Consider the following 19,392-nt stretch of genomic DNA (forward strand, 5'->3'; position numbering starts at 1 on the left):
GTAAATTATGATTGCCAATAAAACGCAAAATAACTTGACTGCTGAAAATTTATTTCCTCAGAAAATTTACTGGTTGAATCAACTTGCTGGCGAATTACCTGAAACTAATTTGATTGCAGATTATGTCAGACCCGCAATCTATGAAGGTACAAAAAAGACGGTAAGCTTTGTTATACCCAGTGAGTTATCACAAAAAATTATTAAATTTACCAATAATTCTCATTTTGCTCTTTACTTAGTACTGTTAGCAGGATTAATTATTTTTCTAGGAAAATATAATAATACTAATGATGTGATAGTTGGCTCGCCAATTTATCAACCAGCCAAAAAGATTGAGAATTTACCCACCAAAGTCATTCCTCTGCGGTTTAATGTTGATCATCAACTAACTTTTAAAGATTTACTAGTCCAAGTTAAAGAAATAGCACTCAATGGCTATACACATCAAAACTATGCTTTTGATGAATTGATGGAATTATTAGATTTACCGCATACTCAGAATCGCTGTCCTATTTTTGACGTAGTAGCGTTATTAGAGAATATACATTGTTTAGCAGATGTCAAATCACTCAAGAATGATTTAACTTTTGCTTTTAAAGTTAATGGTAATTTAATTACTGGCAATATCTACTATAACGATTTGTTATTTACAGAAGAAAGTATTCAAGTTATTATTAAATATTACATTAATATTTTAGATGCTGTTCTCAATAATTGTTTAATTCGAGTTTCTAAAATTACCATTTTAAGTGCAGGCGATCGCACCAATTTATTAACAACATTTAACGACAATACCAAACTATATCCCATTAATCAAACCATAGATCAATTATTTGCCAAACAAGTAGAACAAACACCAAACAAAATTGCTGCCGTTTTTGGTAATACTCGATTAACTTACCAACAATTAAACGCTAAAGCTAATCAATTAGCCATATTGTTAGCAAAATTAGGAGTCCAAACAGGTGATTTTGTTAGCATTATTAAAGAGCGGGATATTAATTTTCTTATCGGCATACTAGCTATACACAAAATTGGCGGTGTTTATGTCCCTATAGATAGCACATATCCACCAGATAGAATCAAATACATGATATCTAATAGCGCCGCTAGAATTTTATTAACAGATGCTGCGTATTTAGATATTTTAGTTGCTTCTCAAGAGCATTGCCTGTCTTTAGAATGTTTAATTTGTTTAGATATTAAATCCGATAAGCAAGTATTAGCCGCAACTCATACTATCAACATTTACGATGAACTGGATTTTGGTAACTTACCTCTCGAAGATTTAGAGGTCAAGCACCAAGGAACTGATCCAGCTTATATGATTTATACCTCTGGTTCCACCGGGCTACCCAAGGGAGTAATTATTAGACATGGTAGCGCCATCAACCATATCTATGGTGAATTTGACGCTTTGAGTTTGGATGAAAATTTTGCTTTTCTGCAAACTGCTCCCGCCTCATCTGATATTTCCGTTTGGCAATTTTTAGCGCCTATTTTAATTGGTGGTAAAACCGTCATTATCGATACTGAGACCATTTGTAATCCCGCAAAACTATTCCAAATTATTCAAACAGAAAAAATTACTATTGTTGAATTAGTCCCAGTTATTCTATCAAGTTTATTAGATTACATTGCTCAACTACCCTCAGATGCAAGATTATTACCTTATTTGCAATGGATGATGGTGACAGGCGAATCTGTTTCCGTGGAACTAATCAACAAATGGCTGAGGATGTACCCGGAAATTAAGGTAGTTAATGCTTATGGCCCCAGTGAGGCGGCTGATGATATTACTCAGTTTATCGTTGATCAACCTTTACCAGAAAATCAACGTACTGTTCCCATTGGTAAACCATTAGCTAACTTAAATATCTATATTCTTGATCCTCAAATGCAACTCGTACCTATTGGATTTCCCGGTGAAATTTGTGTGTCTGGATATGGGGTGGCTGAGGGATATTGGCAGAATGAAGAAATGACAAAAGCCAATTTTGTACTTAATCCATTTGCGACTAATGCTAAACCCCTACCAGGAATAGATAAGGATTTAATTTATAAAACTGGGGATTTAGGGAGGTGGCTACCTAATGGAAATATTGAATTTCTCGGACGTATTGATCATCAGGTAAAAATTCGAGGTTTCCGCATTGAATTGGGAGAAATTGAAGCTCTGATCAGCCAACATTCTGCTGTTAAAGAAACTGTAGTGATTGTGCAAGAGATAAATCCCGATGATAAACGTTTAGTTGCTTATATTGTGCTGGATTTTGAGTTTCATCAAGATGATAAAGCCACTAGCAAAGTCATCCTAGAATTACGCAACTTACTCCAAGAAAGACTACCAGAATATATGGTACCTGCGGCAATTTTACCTCTGGAAGCAATACCATTGACTCCCAGTGGAAAAATCGACCGACGGGCATTACCTGTAGCTAATTTCCAAAATGAAGCAGTTAGTTTTGTTGCACCCCGTACCCCCGCCGAGGAAATAGTTGCTGATATTTGGATGCAGATATTAAAGCGTGAACAGATAGGGATTCACGATAACTTCTTTGATTTGGGTGGACATTCTTTATTAGCGACTCAAGTTATTTCTCGGTTACGAGAAGCATTTAAAGTAGAGTTACCTTTACGCAGTTTATTTGAAGCGCCTACAGTCGCGCAATTAGTCGAGCGAATCGAGAAGATACTGACAGTTCAACAATTACAGTTAATTTCTCTCGATGCGAACGATTTAGAGCGGGAGGAGATAGAAATATGAAAACTATTGCAGAGTTTTTAGCTGAACTTTGTCATCTCGATATTAAGCTGTGGGTTGAAGAAAATCGTCTGCGTTGTAACGCCCCTAAAGGTGCGCTCACACCAGTAATTAAAGCTGAACTAGCAGAACGCAAAGCCGAAATTATTACTTTTATTGGTAATAATAATTTGGCTTTAAAGTCTGGAAAATGTCTGATTAATTCTGTTCCTCGCCAGGATAACTTACCCCTATCTTTTGCTCAACAACGACTCTGGTTTATTGACCAATTGCAACCAGGTAGTAACGTTTATAATTTATCTGCGGCTATTCAAATTCAAGGCTCGCTCAATGTAAAAGCATTGGAAAATGCTCTCAATGAAATTGTCCGAAGACATGAAATTTTAAGAACAAGTTTTGCTGTCCATCAAGGACAACCAGTGCAAATTATTAACCAGAATTTGCAGTTTAACTTACCTATAATTAATTTACAAGCATTACCACAGATAGAGCGAGAAGCAGAAGTTAAAAAACTGATTCTGCAAGAAACTTCCCAATGTTTTAAATTAGATAAAGCTCCCTTGCTGCGATGTACTCTGTTGCAATTAGCAAAAACAGAATATGTACTACTTTTTACTGTGCATCACATCATATCTGATGGTTGGTCGATGGGGATACTGATTCAGGAAGTCGCAGCACTTTATCAAGCTTTTGCTCAAAATCAAGTTTCTCCATTGCTAGAATTACCAATTCAATATGTAGATTTTGCAGTTTGGCAACGTCTATGGTTGCAGGGAGAAGTGCGGGAAAATCTGCTTAATTATTGGAAGAAACAACTTGGTGGCAATATTCCGATATTGCAATTACCTACAGATTATCCTCGTCCGCCAATTCAGACATTTCGAGGTAAACGAAAATCATTTGCTTTATCTAATGATTTAACTGAGGCGTTAAAGACACTTAGCCGTCATGAAGATGCAACTCTCTTCATGACTTTGTTAGCAGGGTTCAAGACACTATTGCATCGCTATAGCAGTCAAGAAGATATTTTAGTTGGTTCTGCGATCGCAAATCGTAACTCACCACAAACTGAACAACTCATTGGTTTTTTTGTCAATACATTGGTGCTGCGGACTAACTTCACTGGTAATCCCACTTTTAGAGAATTACTGCGACTGGTGCGTGAGACAACTTTAGCGGCTTATGCTCACCAAGATTTACCTTTTGATTTATTAGTCGAAGAATTGCAGCCACAACGCAATTTGAGTCATCCGCCTCTCTTTCAAGTTATGTTTGTGCTACAAAATGCTCCTAAGTCTGAATTAGAACTATCAGGTTTAAGTTTGAATTTCTTGGAAAATCAAACACACACAGCCATGTTTGATTTAACCCTGGATATGCGAGAGACAGAAGCGGGATTAGTGGGCGCTTTTGAATATAATACTGATTTATTTCATGACACTACTGTTAATCGGATGGTGACACATTTACAAACCTTACTGGAAGGTATTGTGACTAACCCAGATTTACGATTATCAGAATTACCATTATTAACAACATCAGAACGTCAGCAGCTTTTATATAAGTGGAATGATCCGCAAATTATATATCCTCAAACACAATGTCTTCATGAGTTATTTCAAGCGCAAGTAGAACGCACGCCGGATGCAGTAGCAGTAGTATTTGAAGATGAGCAGTTGACTTATAGCGAACTCAACGCCAAAGCTAATCAATTAGCACATTATTTACAAACTTTAGGCATAAAACCAGAAACATTAGTAGGAATTTATGTAGAGCGATCGCTCCATATAGTAATCGGTATCTTGGCTATTCTCAAAGCTGGTGGTGCATATATCCCCCTAGATCCAGCCTATCCACCAGAACGTTTAGCTTTTATCTTGCAAGATGCTCAAGTGTCAGTACTACTCACTCAGCAGCATTTGATTGAGAATTTGCCGCCACATCAAGCTAATCTTGTTTGTTTAGATACGGATAATAACAGTATAAATAAGCAAGACAAAACTAACCCCGCCAGTGAATGTACAACAGCTAACTTAGCTTATATAATCTATACTTCCGGTTCAACAGGGAAACCCAAGGGCGTATTAGTCAATCACAACAATGTAGCGCGGTTATTTACAGCTACAGAAGCTTGGTATAAATTTAATCAAAATGATGTCTGGACATTATTCCATTCCATCGCCTTTGATTTTTCCGTTTGGGAACTCTGGGGCGCTTTGCTGTATGGTGGGAGACTAGTCATAGTACCTTACTGGCTGAGTCGTTCCCCCGAAGACTTTTATAAGTTGTTGGTCACACAGCAAGTAACAGTACTCAATCAAACACCTTCCGCCTTTACCCAACTTATTCAACTAGAAGCAGCTTGGGGAAATAGCCAACAGCTAAGTCTGCGATTGGTGATTTTTGGTGGCGAAGCCTTGCAACTGGAGACCTTAAGACCTTGGTTTGAGCGTCATGGAGAGCAACTGCCGCAGTTAGTCAATATGTATGGTATTACCGAAACAACCGTCCATGTTAGCTATCGTCCACTCACCAAAGCAGACTTAGAACTCGGATTAGGGAGTGTGATTGGTCGTCCTATTCCTGACTTGCAAGTCTATTTATTAGATCGCTATCAGCAACTAGTACCGCTGGGAGTCAAGGGTGAGATGTATGTTGGTGGTGCGGGTGTAGCACGGGGTTATTTAAATCGACCAGAATTAACAGCCGAAAGATTTATTGACAATCCCTTTAGCGATCGCCCAAACGCACGTCTCTATAAAACTGGTGACTTGGGGCGTTATCTCCCTAGTGGAGAGATTGAGTATTTGGGACGAATTGACAATCAAGTGAAAATTCGCGGCTTTCGCATTGAATTGGGAGAAATTGAAGCCATCATTAGCCAATATCCAGGTGTACGCGAAACCTTGGTATTAGCATTATCTCAACGTCTAGTCGCCTATCTAGTCCCCCAAACTGAGCAAACACTTGCAATTGAGCAACTACGTCAATTTCTGGAATCGAAGTTACCCAACTATATGATTCCTGCTGCTTTTATCTTGTTAGAAGCATTCCCCCTGACAGCAAATGGTAAAGTCGATCGCCAAGCGTTACCTGCACCTGATACAACTCGCCCCCAATTAACCGCAGCTTATCAACCACCCCAAACTGAAGTTGAACAAACTATTGCCGAAATTTGGCAAACAGTCTTGCAATTAGAAAATGTGGGTATTCATGATAATTTCTTTGAACTCGGTGGTCATTCATTGCTGTTGGTGCAAGTGCATAGCAAATTACGTGAAGTATTTACCAAAGATTTAGCGGTTCTTGATTTATTTAGATATCCCACAATTAACTCTTTAGCTAATTATTTAACGCAAGTTGAGCCGGAAAAAATAACGGCTGAAATTACAGAGATTGTTACCGAAAAAATTGCTGATGGCAAGGCTCAACAAAGAAAACGTTTACAAAAACTTAAGTCTATTCAAAATATTTAATACCAGTCATGTATGAAGAAGAATTTTAAGAAACGAACCGCAAAGGGCGCATAGACGCGATAGCGGCTTCCCGCAGGGTAGGACACGAAGGAAAGAGAGTTTTAGAGAGTTAAGAAAAGAGAGTTTCAGAGAGTTATTGTGTGATTAATTTTGTTTAGTATTTAAAATCATGAGTATTAGTACATCATTAAATGGTTCAGAAATAGCAATTATTGGCTTATCGGGTCGATTTCCGGGAGCTAAAGATACTGATGAGTTTTGGCAAAATCTTCAGCAAGGCAAGGAAACAGTTGCATTTTTTACTGATGAAGAACTCTTGGCAGCCGGAATAAATTCATCTTTATTAAATGACCCTAATTATGTTAAAGCCCAAGCAATATTAGAAGACGCAGAATATTTTGATGCCGAGTTTTTTGGCTTTAATCCCAGAGAAGCTACAATTACCGATCCTCAACACAGAGTTTTTCTCGAATGTGCTTGGTCAGCTTTAGAAAATGCCGGGTATGATTCCCAAAATTATCCAGGTGCGATTGGTGTTTATGCTGGTTCTGGGATGAACACCTACTTACTAAATATTTATTTAAATCAAAATATTATTGGTTCTATTGATCCACAGCAACTTATTCTGGCTGGGAATAAAGATTTTTTAACTACTCGTGTTTCTTATAAACTCAACTTAGAAGGGCCAAGTTACGCAGTTCAAACAGCTTGCTCAACTTCGTTGGTAGCAGTTCACTTGGCTTGTCAAAGCTTACTCAATGGTGAGTGTGATATGGCTTTGGCTGGTGGCGTTGCCATCAATGCTGACAGAAAAGCAGGATATTTATATACAGAAGGGGGAATACTGTCTCCTGATGGGCATTGCCGTGCTTTTGATGTTGATGCTCAGGGATCTGTAGGTGGCGAGGGTGTGGGAATTGTGGTGTTAAAGCGATTGGAAGATGCGTTGAGCGATCGCGATACAATTCATGCCATCATCAAAGGTTCAGCGATTAATAATGATGGGGCGTTCAAAGTCAGCTACACTGCACCCCGCATTGATACTCAAGCTAAGGTCATCAAAACTGCCCAAATCGTCGCGGAAGTTGAACCGGAAACTATCACCTACATTGAAACTCACGGTACAGCCACCGCTTTAGGCGACCCCATTGAAATTGCCGCCCTCACCCAAGCTTTCCGCAGCAGCACCCAAAAAACAAATTTCTGTGCCATTGGTTCCGTCAAAACCAACATTGGACATTTAGACACAGCCGCAGGTGTGGTGGGGTTAATCAAAACTGTCCTCGCCCTGAAGCACAAACAAATACCCCCAAGCCTACATTATTCTGCCCCTAACCCTGAAATTGACTTTGCCAATAGTCCTTTCTACGTCAATACCAAACTTACAGAATGGCAAACTAACAATCTTCCCCGGCGTGCGGGAGTTAGTTCCTTTGGGTTGGGGGGAACTAATGCCCATGTGATTTTGGAAGAAGCGCCAGTATTGGAAGGACAAGGAGCAGGGGGCAGGGGGCAGGGGAGAAAGTATCAGTTGTTGGTTTTATCTACCAAAACAGCATCAGCACTAGAAAAAGCAACCACAAATTTAGCAGATTATTTGCAAGCACATCCTGATTTAAACCTGGCTGATGCGGCTTACACATTGCTTTTTGGACGCAGAACTTTTGACTATCGGCGTGCTGTGGTGTGTAGAGATATTCCCGATGCACTCAAGGCGCTGCAAAATTCCCCACCAGTCGCCCACAAAACTCAACCGCGTCCAGTTGCTTTTATGTTCTCTGGGCTGGGAACTCACTATGTTGATATGGCTTTGGAACTTTACCAAACTGAGTCAACATTTCGCGGCTGTGTGGATGAATGTTGTGAACTGCTTCAACCACTGTTGGGTTTGGATTTGCGAGATGTTTTATATCCCAACCGAAATCATCAAAATAACAACCAGCAAACCCAAAAAGGGCTAGATTTGCGGAAAATGCTGGGACGAGGAGGGCAATCAACTGATGTTGCCACGCAAAGGCTGAACCAAACTGTGTTGACGCAACCAGCCATGTTTGTGATTGAATATGCTGTGGCTCAGTTGTGGATATCTTGGGGAATTCGCCCGACGGCGATGATTGGTTACAGCATTGGTGAATATGTCGCCGCCACTTTGGCTGAGGTTTTGTCTTTAACAGATGCTTTAACCTTAGTCGCCAGAAGGGCGCAGATGATTGATGAGTTGCCAGCAGGGGCAATGCTGGCTGTGCCGCTTTCCGAGTCAGAGATACAGCCTTGGTTGAATGAGAAAATTTCCCTGTCGGCAATTAACGGTGAATCATTATGTGTGGTTGCAGGGTTCCCCGATGCCGTTGCAGAATTAGAACAAAAATTGAGCGATCGCGGTTTAATAGGTAAGCGGTTACAAACTTCTCATGCTTTTCATTCTGTAATGATGGAAGCGATCGCACCAACTTTTCACAATTTAGTTAATCAATTTAGCCTCAAATCCCCCAAAATTCCTTATATTTCTAACGTCACCGGCACTTGGATTACTGCCGAACAAGCCACAGACCCCACCTACTGGGTGCAGCACCTTTGTCAAACAGTGCGCTTTGCAGATGGAGTCCAACAATTATCGCAAAAAGATCATCCGATTTTGTTAGAAGTCGGCCCTGGTCAAGCATTAATTAGTTTTGCATCCCAATGTCTCGATAAATCTTTGATGCTTTCCAGCTTGCGTTATTTCTACGAGCAGCAGTCAGATGTTGCCTATTTATTACAGACATTGGGTCGCCTGTGGCAAGCTGGGGTTACTGTAGATTGGTCAAGTTTTTATACCGATGCACCACAACAACGTATTCCTTTACCAACCTATCCATTTGAACGTCAGCGTTACTGGGTTGATGCCCATCCGTCCGCTAATTTGGTTTTGCGTTGCGCCCCTGGGGAACAGCCCAACACAATAGACGAAACTCAAACTGCACCAACAACCAGCACCACCGCCTATCTCAGACCAAACTTAGATAATGATTATGTCGCCCCTAGAACGGAAGTAGAACAAATCATTGCCAATATTTGGCAAGAACTCCTGGGAATTGCTTCCGTAGGTGTAGAAGATAGCTTTTTTGAGTTGGGTGGAGATTCCGTACTAGGGATTCAAGTCAGCGCCAGAGCCACTAAAGCCGGGTTTCGACTCACACCCCAGCAATTATTTGAACATCAAACGATCGCCAAATTAGCACAGGTAATCACTAAAACCCAAGTTGTCCAAGCTGAACAAGGTATAGTCACAGGTTCAGTACCTCTGACCCCGGCTCAACACCAGTTCTTTGCCTTGAATCAACCAGAAATTCATCACTGGAACCAAGCGATTTTGTTAGAGGTAGTGAAACCTCTGAATTTAGATATTTTAGAGCAAACATTAAAGCAACTATTAATACATCACGATGCCCTGCGTCTGCGGTTCACCCGTTCTGATTCTGGATGGGAACAGGTCAACGCCGCGCCTGAAGAATTTGTTCCGTTGACATATATTGATTTGTCAGCTTTGTCATCCACCGCCCAACAATCGGCTTTAGAGGTAGCCGCCGCCGAAATTCAAGCCAGTTTGAATTTAACCACTGGGCCAATTGTCCGCTTTGCCTTGTTTGATATGGGTGTGCAGCAAAACAGTCGTTTATTAATTGTGATTCACCACTTGGGGACTGATCCTGGTTCTTGGCGCATTTTATTAGAGGATCTCCAGACTGGTTATCAGCAGTTGAGTCAAGGACAGCCAATTCAACTCCCCGAAAAGACAACTTCTTATCAGCAGTGGTCGTTGCGTCTCCAGAAGTATGCCGCATCCGAACAGTTACAACAACAGCAGCAACACTGGTTAAGCGGACGTTATCAGCAAGTTGCCACTTTACCCTTAGACTATCCTGACGGCATAAACACTGTAGCTTCCGAAGCGCAAGTTATCTCAGTTGCGTTGAATGAAAGCGAAACTCAAATGCTGCTTCAGGAAGTTCCGGGAGTGTATCGGATGAATACACAAGAAGTTTTGCTGACTGCACTGGTACAAGCTTTTAAACAATGGACAAAGCAAAACTTACTCCTAATTAATATTGATGAAAATGGACGGGAAGTGAGTACAGGTGGAATTGATGATGTCGATATTTCCAGAACAGTGGGGTGGATTACGACTACTTATCCTGTACTGTTAGATTTAGACAAAACAGTTAATTCTGGGGATGCACTCAAAGCCGTGAAAGAACAAGTGCGTCATGCTTCGAGTAATGGTATTGACTATGGAGTGTTACGCTACCTCAGCCCTGACCCGGTAATAATTGAAAAATTCCAGTCTCTTCCCCAAGCTGAGGTAATGTTTCTCTACCTTGGTCAACTGAGTAAAAGTTTGCCCCAAAATTCCTTGTTTAAATGGACAGAAGAAGCACTCGGTTCAACCACCAGTCCAAAAGCAATTCGCCCTTATCTCTTCCAAATTAATGCGGCAATTACTGAAGGCAAATTGCAACTAGATTTTAACTACAGCCGAAATATTCATCGACCTCAGACAGTCGAAAAATTACTACAAAATTTTGTTCAAGCCCTCAAATCTTTGATCAGCCATTGTCAGTCTCCCGAAGCCGGAGACTATACCCCCTCTGATTTTGCGGCTGCAAATATCAATCAAGAAAATTTAAGTAAATTGTTAGCTCAAATCAGTCAATAAGCAGGAGAAATTTGTCATGAAACCCAACAATATTGAAGATATTTACGAACTTTCTCCGATGCAACAGGGGATGCTGTTTCACAAGTTGGCTGCACCTGATTCGGTGGTGTATTTTGAGCAGAATTATTTTACTTTGCAAACGCCAATTAATATCCCAGCGTTCCAGAAAGCTTGGCAGCGAGTTGTAGATCGTCACCCCATTTTACGCACAGCATTTTATTGGGAGAATCTTGATAAACCATATCAAGTTGTGTATAAGCAAGTAGACTTACCGTGGGAATTTCAAGATTGGCAACATTTATCATTAGAAGAGCAACAAAAGCAGTTTGCAGATTTTTTAAAGGCTGATGGCGATCGCGGTTTTGCACTAGGGCAAGCTCCCTTAATTCGCCTGACATTAATTCAGATGGCTGAAGACAATTATCAATTTGTGTTTAGCTTTCATCACATCTTAATGGAAGGCTGGTCTTTAAGCTGGCTGTGGAAAGAATTTTATGAGTTTTATGATGCCTTTTGCCAAGCGCAAGATTTATATTTAGAACGCCCCCGTCCCTACCAAGAATATATTACTTGGTTACAACAACAAGACCAGAAGAAAGCCGAATCTTTTTGGCGGCAGAAACTCCAAGGATTTACAGTTCCAACACCAATTCTGATTGGAAAAAATGCAGCTAATTTCGCTGATCAACCAGCAGATTATCACAGACAAGAGTTAGTATTGTCAGCAACTATGGCAACTGATCTTAAAGCTTTTGCCCGCAAGTATCAACTAACTTTAAATATTATCATTAAAGGCGCTTGGGCTTTACTTTTGAGCCGTTATAGTCAAGAGTCAGATGTCGTTTTTGGCTCCACATCTTCAGGTAGACCAACGGCGTTAGCCGATGCCGAGTCGATGATTGGGCTGTTTATCAACACACTCCCACTACGAGTAAAAGTAGACAATGATGCTGTTCTTACTTCTTGGCTGAAACAACTCCAAACCGAAGAAGTGCAGATGCGGGAGTATGAATACAGCCCATTATCCAAAATTCAACAATGGAGTCAGGTTTCACCCGGTCTACCACTATTTGATAGTATTTTAGTTTTTGATAATGAATTAGTAGATTACAATCAAGCATCGATTGTTGAAGATATCGGAGTCGTCGATTCTAAATCATTATTTGACTGGACAAACTACCCCATAACGGTGAAGGTAGTACCAAACTCAGAATCATTAAATTTATATATTTCCTATAATAATCATCAATTTGAAAGTTCTAGTATGAGCCGCATATTAGAGCATTTAAAAACTTTATTAGCGGGTTTTATTGCCAATCCCGAAGCAAAGTTGCGGGAACTACCAATGCTGACAGCACAAGAAAATCAGCAAATACTCCAAGTATGGAATAATACCGCAACTAATTATGCTCTAGATAAATGTATTCATGAATTATTTGAACAGCAAGTAAATAAAACACCGGATGCAGTAGCTGTAGAGTTTGCAAATCAACAGTTAACTTATCAACAATTAAACACCAAAGCCAACCAATTAGCCCATTATTTGCGATCGCTAGGAGTTAAACCAGAGGTGTTGGTGGGAATTTGTGTAGAGCGTTCTTTGGATATGATCATTGGGTTACTCGCCATCCTCAAAGCGGGTGGTGCATATATCCCCCTCGACCCCAACTATCCATCTGAACGCATCGCCTATATCCTGGAAGACACACAAGCACCAGTCTTACTCACCCAAGCATCACTCTTGGCAGTCATGCCCCCACACCAAGCCAAGGTAATCTGTTTAGATACTGATTGGCATCACATCAGCCAACACAGCCAGGGAGGCAGGGGAGCAGGGAGCGGGGAGCAGGGGGAGAATCTTTCCCCTCCGCTCCCTGCACCTCTCCCCCCTGCTTCTTCGGTCACGGAAGTCACGACTGAGAACCTCGCCTATGTGATTTATACCTCTGGTTCCACAGGCAAACCCAAAGGTGTACAAATTCCCCATCTTGCCTTGACTAACTTTTTGTACTCTATGCAGCAAGCCCCAGGCTTAACTGCTGAAGATACATTACTGGCAGTTACCACCTACTCTTTTGATATTGCCGCCTTAGAATTATTTTTACCGATGATTGTCGGCGCAAGGTTGGTAATTGCCAGCCAAGAAATTATCTCCGATGGTGTGCAGTTGGCGGCAAAAATCGCTGAGTGTCAAGCCACAGTTATGCAAGCCACACCAGCCACATGGCAATTACTGTTAGCCGCAGGTTGGGATGGTAATCATCAATTAAAAATTCTCTGTGGTGGGGAAGCTTTACCAGAACAATTAGCTAATCAGTTGCTAGAGAGATGTCGGTGTTTGTGGAATATGTACGGCCCCACAGAAACCACAATTTGGTCAGCCGCTTGTCAAGTAAAAACCGTTGATCACACCGTACCCATTAGTTCTCCTATTGCCAATACCCAACTTTATATCCTCGACCAAAATCACCAATTAATGCCCGTGGGTGTAGCCGGAGAGTTGTGCATTGGTGGTTTGGGACTGGCGAGGGGTTATTTCCAGCGTCCAGATTTAACCGCCGAAAAATTTATCCCCAATCCTTTTAGCGAAACAGCCGCACGTCTGTATAAAACCGGAGACTTAGCGCGATACTTACCCAACGGAGACATTGAATACCTGGGACGGATTGATCATCAAGTCAAAATCCGGGGTTTCCGCATTGAATTGGGAGAAATCGCTGCTGTCATCAGCCAACACCCAGCCGTCAGAGAAACTGTGGTGACGGTTCATGGTTCCGCCGCCGATACTCAACGAATCGTTGCCTATATAGTCCCGCACACAGGGCAAACTTTTACATCTGCGGAACTGCGGGATTTGTTAGCAGCCAAGTTGCCTAACTACATGATGCCAGCAGCTTTTGTGACTTTGGAAGCACTACCATTAACACCCAATGGTAAAGTTGACCGCAAAGCCCTCAAACCGCCGGAATTTACACCGGGATCAGCATCCAGTCTGACTCCAGCCACACCCATAGAGAATTTATTAGCCGGGATTTGGGCGGAAATCCTGGGTATAGATAAAGTCGGGATTGATCAGAATTTCTTTGAATTAGGCGGACATTCTTTAATCGCCACCCGTGTGATTTCCCAAATTCGCCAAGTTTTTCAAATCGAGTTACCTTTACGTTATTTATTTGAAAAACTCACCATAGCCGGGTTAGCGAAAGAAATTGAAAAAGCAATTCAGGCAGATTTGACAATTGCCACGACCAAGATTGAAAAGATAGCGCGATCGCCACAATTACCTTTATCATTTGCTCAACAAAGATTGTGGTTTTTATCCCAACTAGAACCAAATAGCCCGTTCTACAATATCCCGGCAGCAGTCAGGCTACAAGGACAGTTAAATGTCGCCGCCTTAGCCCAAAGTTTCAGCGAAATTGTCACCCGTCATGAAGCACTGCGAACCAATTTTGTCACCACCGCCGGACAAGTTGTAGCTGCGATCGCACCAGAAAAGCCCCTCAACTTATCCACCATTGATCTCAGCGACCTGGAGACCAATGAACAAGCAGCCAAAATCAAACACCTCGCTGACTTAGAAGCACAACAACCCTTTGACATCAGCCGCGACCATCTCCTCAGAGTCAAACTCTTACGTCTGAGTGAACAAGAACATATTGTTTTAGTGACCATGCACCATATTGTCTCTGACGCTTGGTCAATTGGCATCCTGGTACAAGAATTAGCCGCCCTTTATCCAGCTTTTTGTGATGGACAACCCTCACCATTACCTGCCCTACCAATACAGTATGTAGATTTTGCTGCGTGGCAAAGACAATGGTTACAAGGACAAGTCCTGGAAACCCAAATATCTTATTGGCGCAAGCAGTTAGCAAACGCCCCCACAGTTTTAGAATTACCCACTGATTATCCCAGACCAGCAATCCAGACCTTTCAGGGTGCAACCTACTCATTTGAATTATCTATAGAACTATCAACAGCCCTTCAGAAATTCAGCCAACAGCAGGGAAGTACTTTATTTATGACCTTGTTGGCAAGTTTCCAAATCTTGCTATGGCGTTACACCGGACAGAAAGATATTGTGGTTGGTTCACCCATCGCTAACCGCAACCGAGCCGAAATAGAAGGGTTAATTGGCTTTTTTGTCAATACTTTAGTCCTGCGAACTAACTTAGGCGGAAATCCCAGCTTTGTAGAACTGCTCAAACAAGTGCGAGAAATGGCATTAGGCGCTTACGCACATCAGGATGTGCCGTTTGAGTTGTTGGTTGAGCAATTGCAACCCCAGCGCGATTTGAGCCATACGCCACTGTTTCAGGTGATGTTTGTGCTGCAAAATGCGCCAATGTCTGCATTAAAATTACCGGGTTTGACTTTAACGCCGGAAGATAGCAGCAGTGATAGTGCTAAGTTTGATTTAACTCTTTATGTCACAGAAACCGATTCAGGGTTAGTTGCCAGTTTAGAATACAACACTGATTTATTTAAAGAAAGTACAATTTGCCGGATGGCAAGTCATTTACAAACGTTGTTAGCAGGAATTGTGGCAAATCCACAGCAGCGTTTGTCAGAGTTACCATTGTTGAATAAATCTGAGCAGCATCAATTACTGCGGGAGTGGAATGATACCGCCGTTGCTTATCCACAACATCTATGTATTCATGAATTATTTGAACAACAGGTAACTAAAACACCGGATGCAGTAGCCGTAGAATTTGCAAATCAGCAATTAACTTACCAAGAATTAAACACCAAAGCCAACCAATTAGCCCATTATTTGCGATCGCTGGGAGTTAAACCAGAGGTGTTGGTGGGAATTTGCGTGGAGCGTTCTTTAGATATGATCATTGGACTACTCGCCATCCTCAAAGCGGGTGGTGCATATATCCCCCTCGACCCCAACTATCCTAGTGAACGCATTGCCTATATCCTGGAAGACACACAAGCACCAGTCTTACTCACTCAAACTGCACTTCTGGCAGTCATGCCCCTACACCAAGCCAAGGTAATCTGTTTAGATACTGACTGGCATAATATCAGCCAACACAGCCAGGAAAATCTGGTCACGGACGTCACGCCTGAGAACCTCGCCTACATTATCTATACCTCTGGTTCCACAGGTAAACCCAAAGGTGTGATGATTCAACACGCCAGCACCGTGGCAATGTTAGATTGGGCAGACAAAACCTTTAGCCGAGAAGCAAGGGCGGGAGTTTTAGCATCCACCTCTATTTGTTTTGACTTGTCGGTATTCGAGATGTTTGTGCCTTTGTGTTGTGGTGGCAAGGTAATTTTAATCGAGAATGCACTATATATCAGCAATCTCCCCGCAACCTGTGGTGTAACTTTAATTAATACTGTCCCCAGCGTGATTGCACAGTTACTCCAAACAGATAATATTCCCGCCTCTGTGCAAACTGTGAATATTGCGGGAGAACCACTGCAAAATCAACTCGTGCAGAAACTTTACCAACAAGCTCACATACAACAGGTATTTAACTTGTATGGCCCTTCGGAAGATACCACTTATTCTACGTTTGCCTTGATACAGAAGGGCGCAAGCGGTACACCACCAATTGGTAGACCAATTCACAACACCCAAGCTTATTTGTTAGATGAAAATTTACAACCAGTGCCTGTCGGTGTACCAGGGATGTTGTACCTTGGTGGGGCTGGTTTAGCCCGTGGTTATCTCAATAAATTAGAACTCACGGCGGATAAATTTATTCCTCATCCATACGCCAATGTCCCAGGAGAACGATTATATAAAACTGGGGATTTGGCACGCTATTTGCCGAATGGAGAGATTGAATACATTGGACGCATTGACAACCAAGTAAAAATTCGTGGTTTCCGCATTGAATTGGGCGAAATTGAAGCACTGACAATTCAGCATCCAGGCGTAGAAGCTGCTGTCGTTACGGTTGTGGATGCCCAACAAATAATAGCCTACGTAGTTTTCAACTCAGAACAACCGCCAACCATTGCGGAGTTACGCGGCTTTTTAGAAGCAAAGTTACCAAACTACATGATTCCCGCAGCTTTTGTGACTTTGGCAGCACTACCATTAACACCCAATGGTAAAGTTGACCGCAAAGCACTACCCGCACCAGACACAACCCATCCAGAATTAACAGCCGTTTATCAACCACCCCAAACTGAGTTAGAAAAAACCATTGCGGATGTTTGGCAAGCAGTATTGAATATTGAGCGTGTAGGAATTCATGACAATTTCTTTGAACTGGGTGGTCATTCGCTGCTGTTAATTCAAGTTCACAGTCAATTACAAAAAATACTCCAGAAAGATTTTCTGTTGGTAGAAATGTTTCAATATCCAACTGTGAGTCGTTTGGCTAGATATTTTAGTCAGGAATATACAGTTGCTACATCTACTATCCCAAATTCCCATCGTGCGGAACAGCGAACTGCTTCGACTCAGCGTCGTAAACAAGCCAGGAAGGAATATCGTGCTGCTACTAATCAAACAGGGGAGTGAGTTTGGGAGAAGGCAGGAGGGTTTGAGGTTTGGTGATTTTTTTACGAACCGCCAAGTCGCCAAGAACGCCAAGAAATTTTAGAGTCTGCGTAAGTTTTAATCAGGTTAGAAGTAACAGCATCAATATTAGTAATTAAAGGAAAATCCATGACATTAAGTGAAACAGAAATTTTATCTCGAAACAATCTTCCTCCCACAGATAAAATCGTACAAACTGATATTGGTGAGTATGTTAAACAAATATTTGCCCCAAATCAGGGGAAATATCTAGAAAATCAACTCGATGAAATAGTTGATGATTTATCGACTGATTTTTTAATGGCTGAAGATGCCAATACAAATGCTGAGATTGACTGGATTATTAGCAAATTTGGCAATAGTCAAATCCCTACCCAACCTACTGATTTTGATAGTTATTTTCAATCTTTGAATGAGAATGTTGTTGCTCATTCTATACATACATCTGCGCCGCAGTTTATCGGTCACATGACTTCGGCGTTACCTTCATTTGTGCGCCCTTTGGCAAAGTTGATGACAGCGATGAATCAAAATGCTGTCAAAATCGAAACGGCTAAAGCTTTGAGCTTTTGTGAACGGGAAGCTTTGGCGATGATGCACCGTCAAATTTATCATTTATCTGATAATTTCTACAATCAACATATTCAGAATAATCAAAGTACCTTGGGTGTTTTGGTTTCTGGTGGGACAACAGCCAATATCACGGCTTTGTGGTGCGCTCGTAATAAATCTTTAGGCGCGACTCATGATTTTTTAGGTATAGAAAAAGAAGGGTTAACAGCAGCGTTAAATTATTATGGTTATGAAGGGGCGGTGGTCATTGGTTCGGAATTGATGCACTTCTCTTTTGATAAAGCTGCGGATTTAATGGGAATCAGTACTAAAAATTTGATTCGTGTCCCAGTCGATGCTAATAATCGCGTTAATATCCCAGCATTACGCCAAACTGTTGCAGAATGCCGCGCCAAAAACTTACATATTATCGCCATTGTTGGTATTGCTGGAACAACCGATTCTGGTAGTGTTGATTCGTTAACAGAAATTGCTGAAATTGCCCAAGAAAATCATGTACATTTCCATGTCGATGCTGCTTGGGGTGGCCCTGTTATTTTTTCGCGTAAATACCAACATAAACTGGCGGGAATTGCACAAGCTGATTCTGTGACAATTGATGGGCATAAGCAATTGTATTTGCCAATGGGTATTGGGATGGTATTTTTCCGTGACCCTTATTTAGCTTCAGCAATTGAAAAACAAGCCAGCTATACGATGCGTAAGGGGTCATTTGATTTAGGTAAAAGGGCTTTAGAAGGTTCTCGTCCAGGGATGGCGTTGTTTTTACATGCTGGTTTGCAGTTAATTGGGCTGAATGGTTATGAGTTTTTGATTGATGAAGGTATCCGCAAAACCCAATATATGGCAGCACAAATTGAGGAATTACCGGAGTTTGAATTGTTAGCGCAACCTGATACAAATTTGTTAATTTATCGTTATATTCCTGAGCAATTTCGAGATGTAGTTAGTAATAAAAAATTAACTGAATCTGATAATCAAATTATCAATGATTTTAATGAACGCTTGCAGAAAAAGCAGCGTCAGATTGGACGGACTTTTATTTCCCGAACGACGAAAACAACTATTAGTTTAGATAAGGAAATACCAGTGATTGCGATGCGTGCGGTGATTGCAAATCCTTTAACTACTGAAGGAGATATTGATGCAGTTTTACATGATCAAATTCAGATTGCGGCGGCAATGCCACTGACATATTGACCGAAGAAGGCAGGAGGCAGGAGGCAGGAGGCAGGAGGAAAAAATATATTTTTTTCCTATGTAATATTGTCACAAGCCCCTGAAAATAAATTGATTTATGAACATTAAGTAAGTAGTTGGGAAAAAAACTATATTCAGAAAGGTTAATTAAGCCAAAATCTTCTTC

Annotated in this window: 5 protein-coding genes; all 5 read left to right on the forward strand. The window is 41.4% G+C overall.

Going from position 1 to position 19,392, the window contains the following annotated elements; translation table 11 throughout:
• The first annotated feature begins 7 nt into the window (after nucleotides 1-7).
• The 5 genes from H6G75_RS11225 to panP all read left to right on the forward strand — a co-directional run bounded on the left by H6G75_RS11225 (nucleotide 8) and on the right by panP (nucleotide 19,226).
• Nucleotides 8-2,767, forward strand: coding sequence for a non-ribosomal peptide synthetase (locus H6G75_RS11225; protein ID WP_190980018.1), 2,760 nt, complete (start codon nucleotides 8-10; stop codon nucleotides 2,765-2,767).
• Entirely contained in the window at nucleotides 2,764-6,240 is a 3,477-nt protein-coding gene (locus H6G75_RS11230) for a non-ribosomal peptide synthetase (RefSeq protein ID WP_190980019.1), read from the forward strand. Before H6G75_RS11225 ends, H6G75_RS11230 begins: the two co-directional genes overlap by 4 nt.
• Before the next feature lie 169 nt (nucleotides 6,241-6,409).
• The gene (locus H6G75_RS11235; protein ID WP_190980020.1) at nucleotides 6,410-10,936 is read left to right on the forward strand and encodes a type I polyketide synthase; all 4,527 of its coding nucleotides are present in this window, start codon (nucleotides 6,410-6,412) and stop codon (nucleotides 10,934-10,936) included.
• A gap of 16 nt (nucleotides 10,937-10,952) precedes the next feature.
• Nucleotides 10,953-17,435 carry a non-ribosomal peptide synthetase gene (locus H6G75_RS11240; protein WP_190980021.1) on the forward strand — a complete coding sequence of 2,161 codons (6,483 nt, stop codon included), beginning with the start codon at nucleotides 10,953-10,955 and terminating at the stop codon, nucleotides 17,433-17,435.
• 147 nt (nucleotides 17,436-17,582) lie between these two features.
• Entirely contained in the window at nucleotides 17,583-19,226 is a 1,644-nt protein-coding gene (gene panP, locus H6G75_RS11245) for a pyridoxal-dependent aspartate 1-decarboxylase PanP (protein WP_190980022.1), read from the forward strand.
• Nucleotides 19,227-19,392: the final 166 nt, after the last annotated feature.

It is taken from the genome of Nostoc sp. FACHB-280 (genome assembly GCF_014697615.1).
Classification (GTDB): domain Bacteria; phylum Cyanobacteriota; class Cyanobacteriia; order Cyanobacteriales; family Nostocaceae; genus Nostoc_B.

Coding starts and splice junctions, on each gene's coding strand:
- H6G75_RS11225 (WP_190980018.1), top strand. CDS start 8: ATGATTGCCAATAAAACGCAAAATAACTTGACTGCTGAAAATTTATTT.
- H6G75_RS11230 (WP_190980019.1), top strand. CDS start 2,764: ATGAAAACTATTGCAGAGTTTTTAGCTGAACTTTGTCATCTCGATATT.
- H6G75_RS11235 (WP_190980020.1), top strand. CDS start 6,410: ATGAGTATTAGTACATCATTAAATGGTTCAGAAATAGCAATTATTGGC.
- H6G75_RS11240 (WP_190980021.1), top strand. CDS start 10,953: ATGAAACCCAACAATATTGAAGATATTTACGAACTTTCTCCGATGCAA.
- panP (WP_190980022.1), top strand. CDS start 17,583: ATGACATTAAGTGAAACAGAAATTTTATCTCGAAACAATCTTCCTCCC.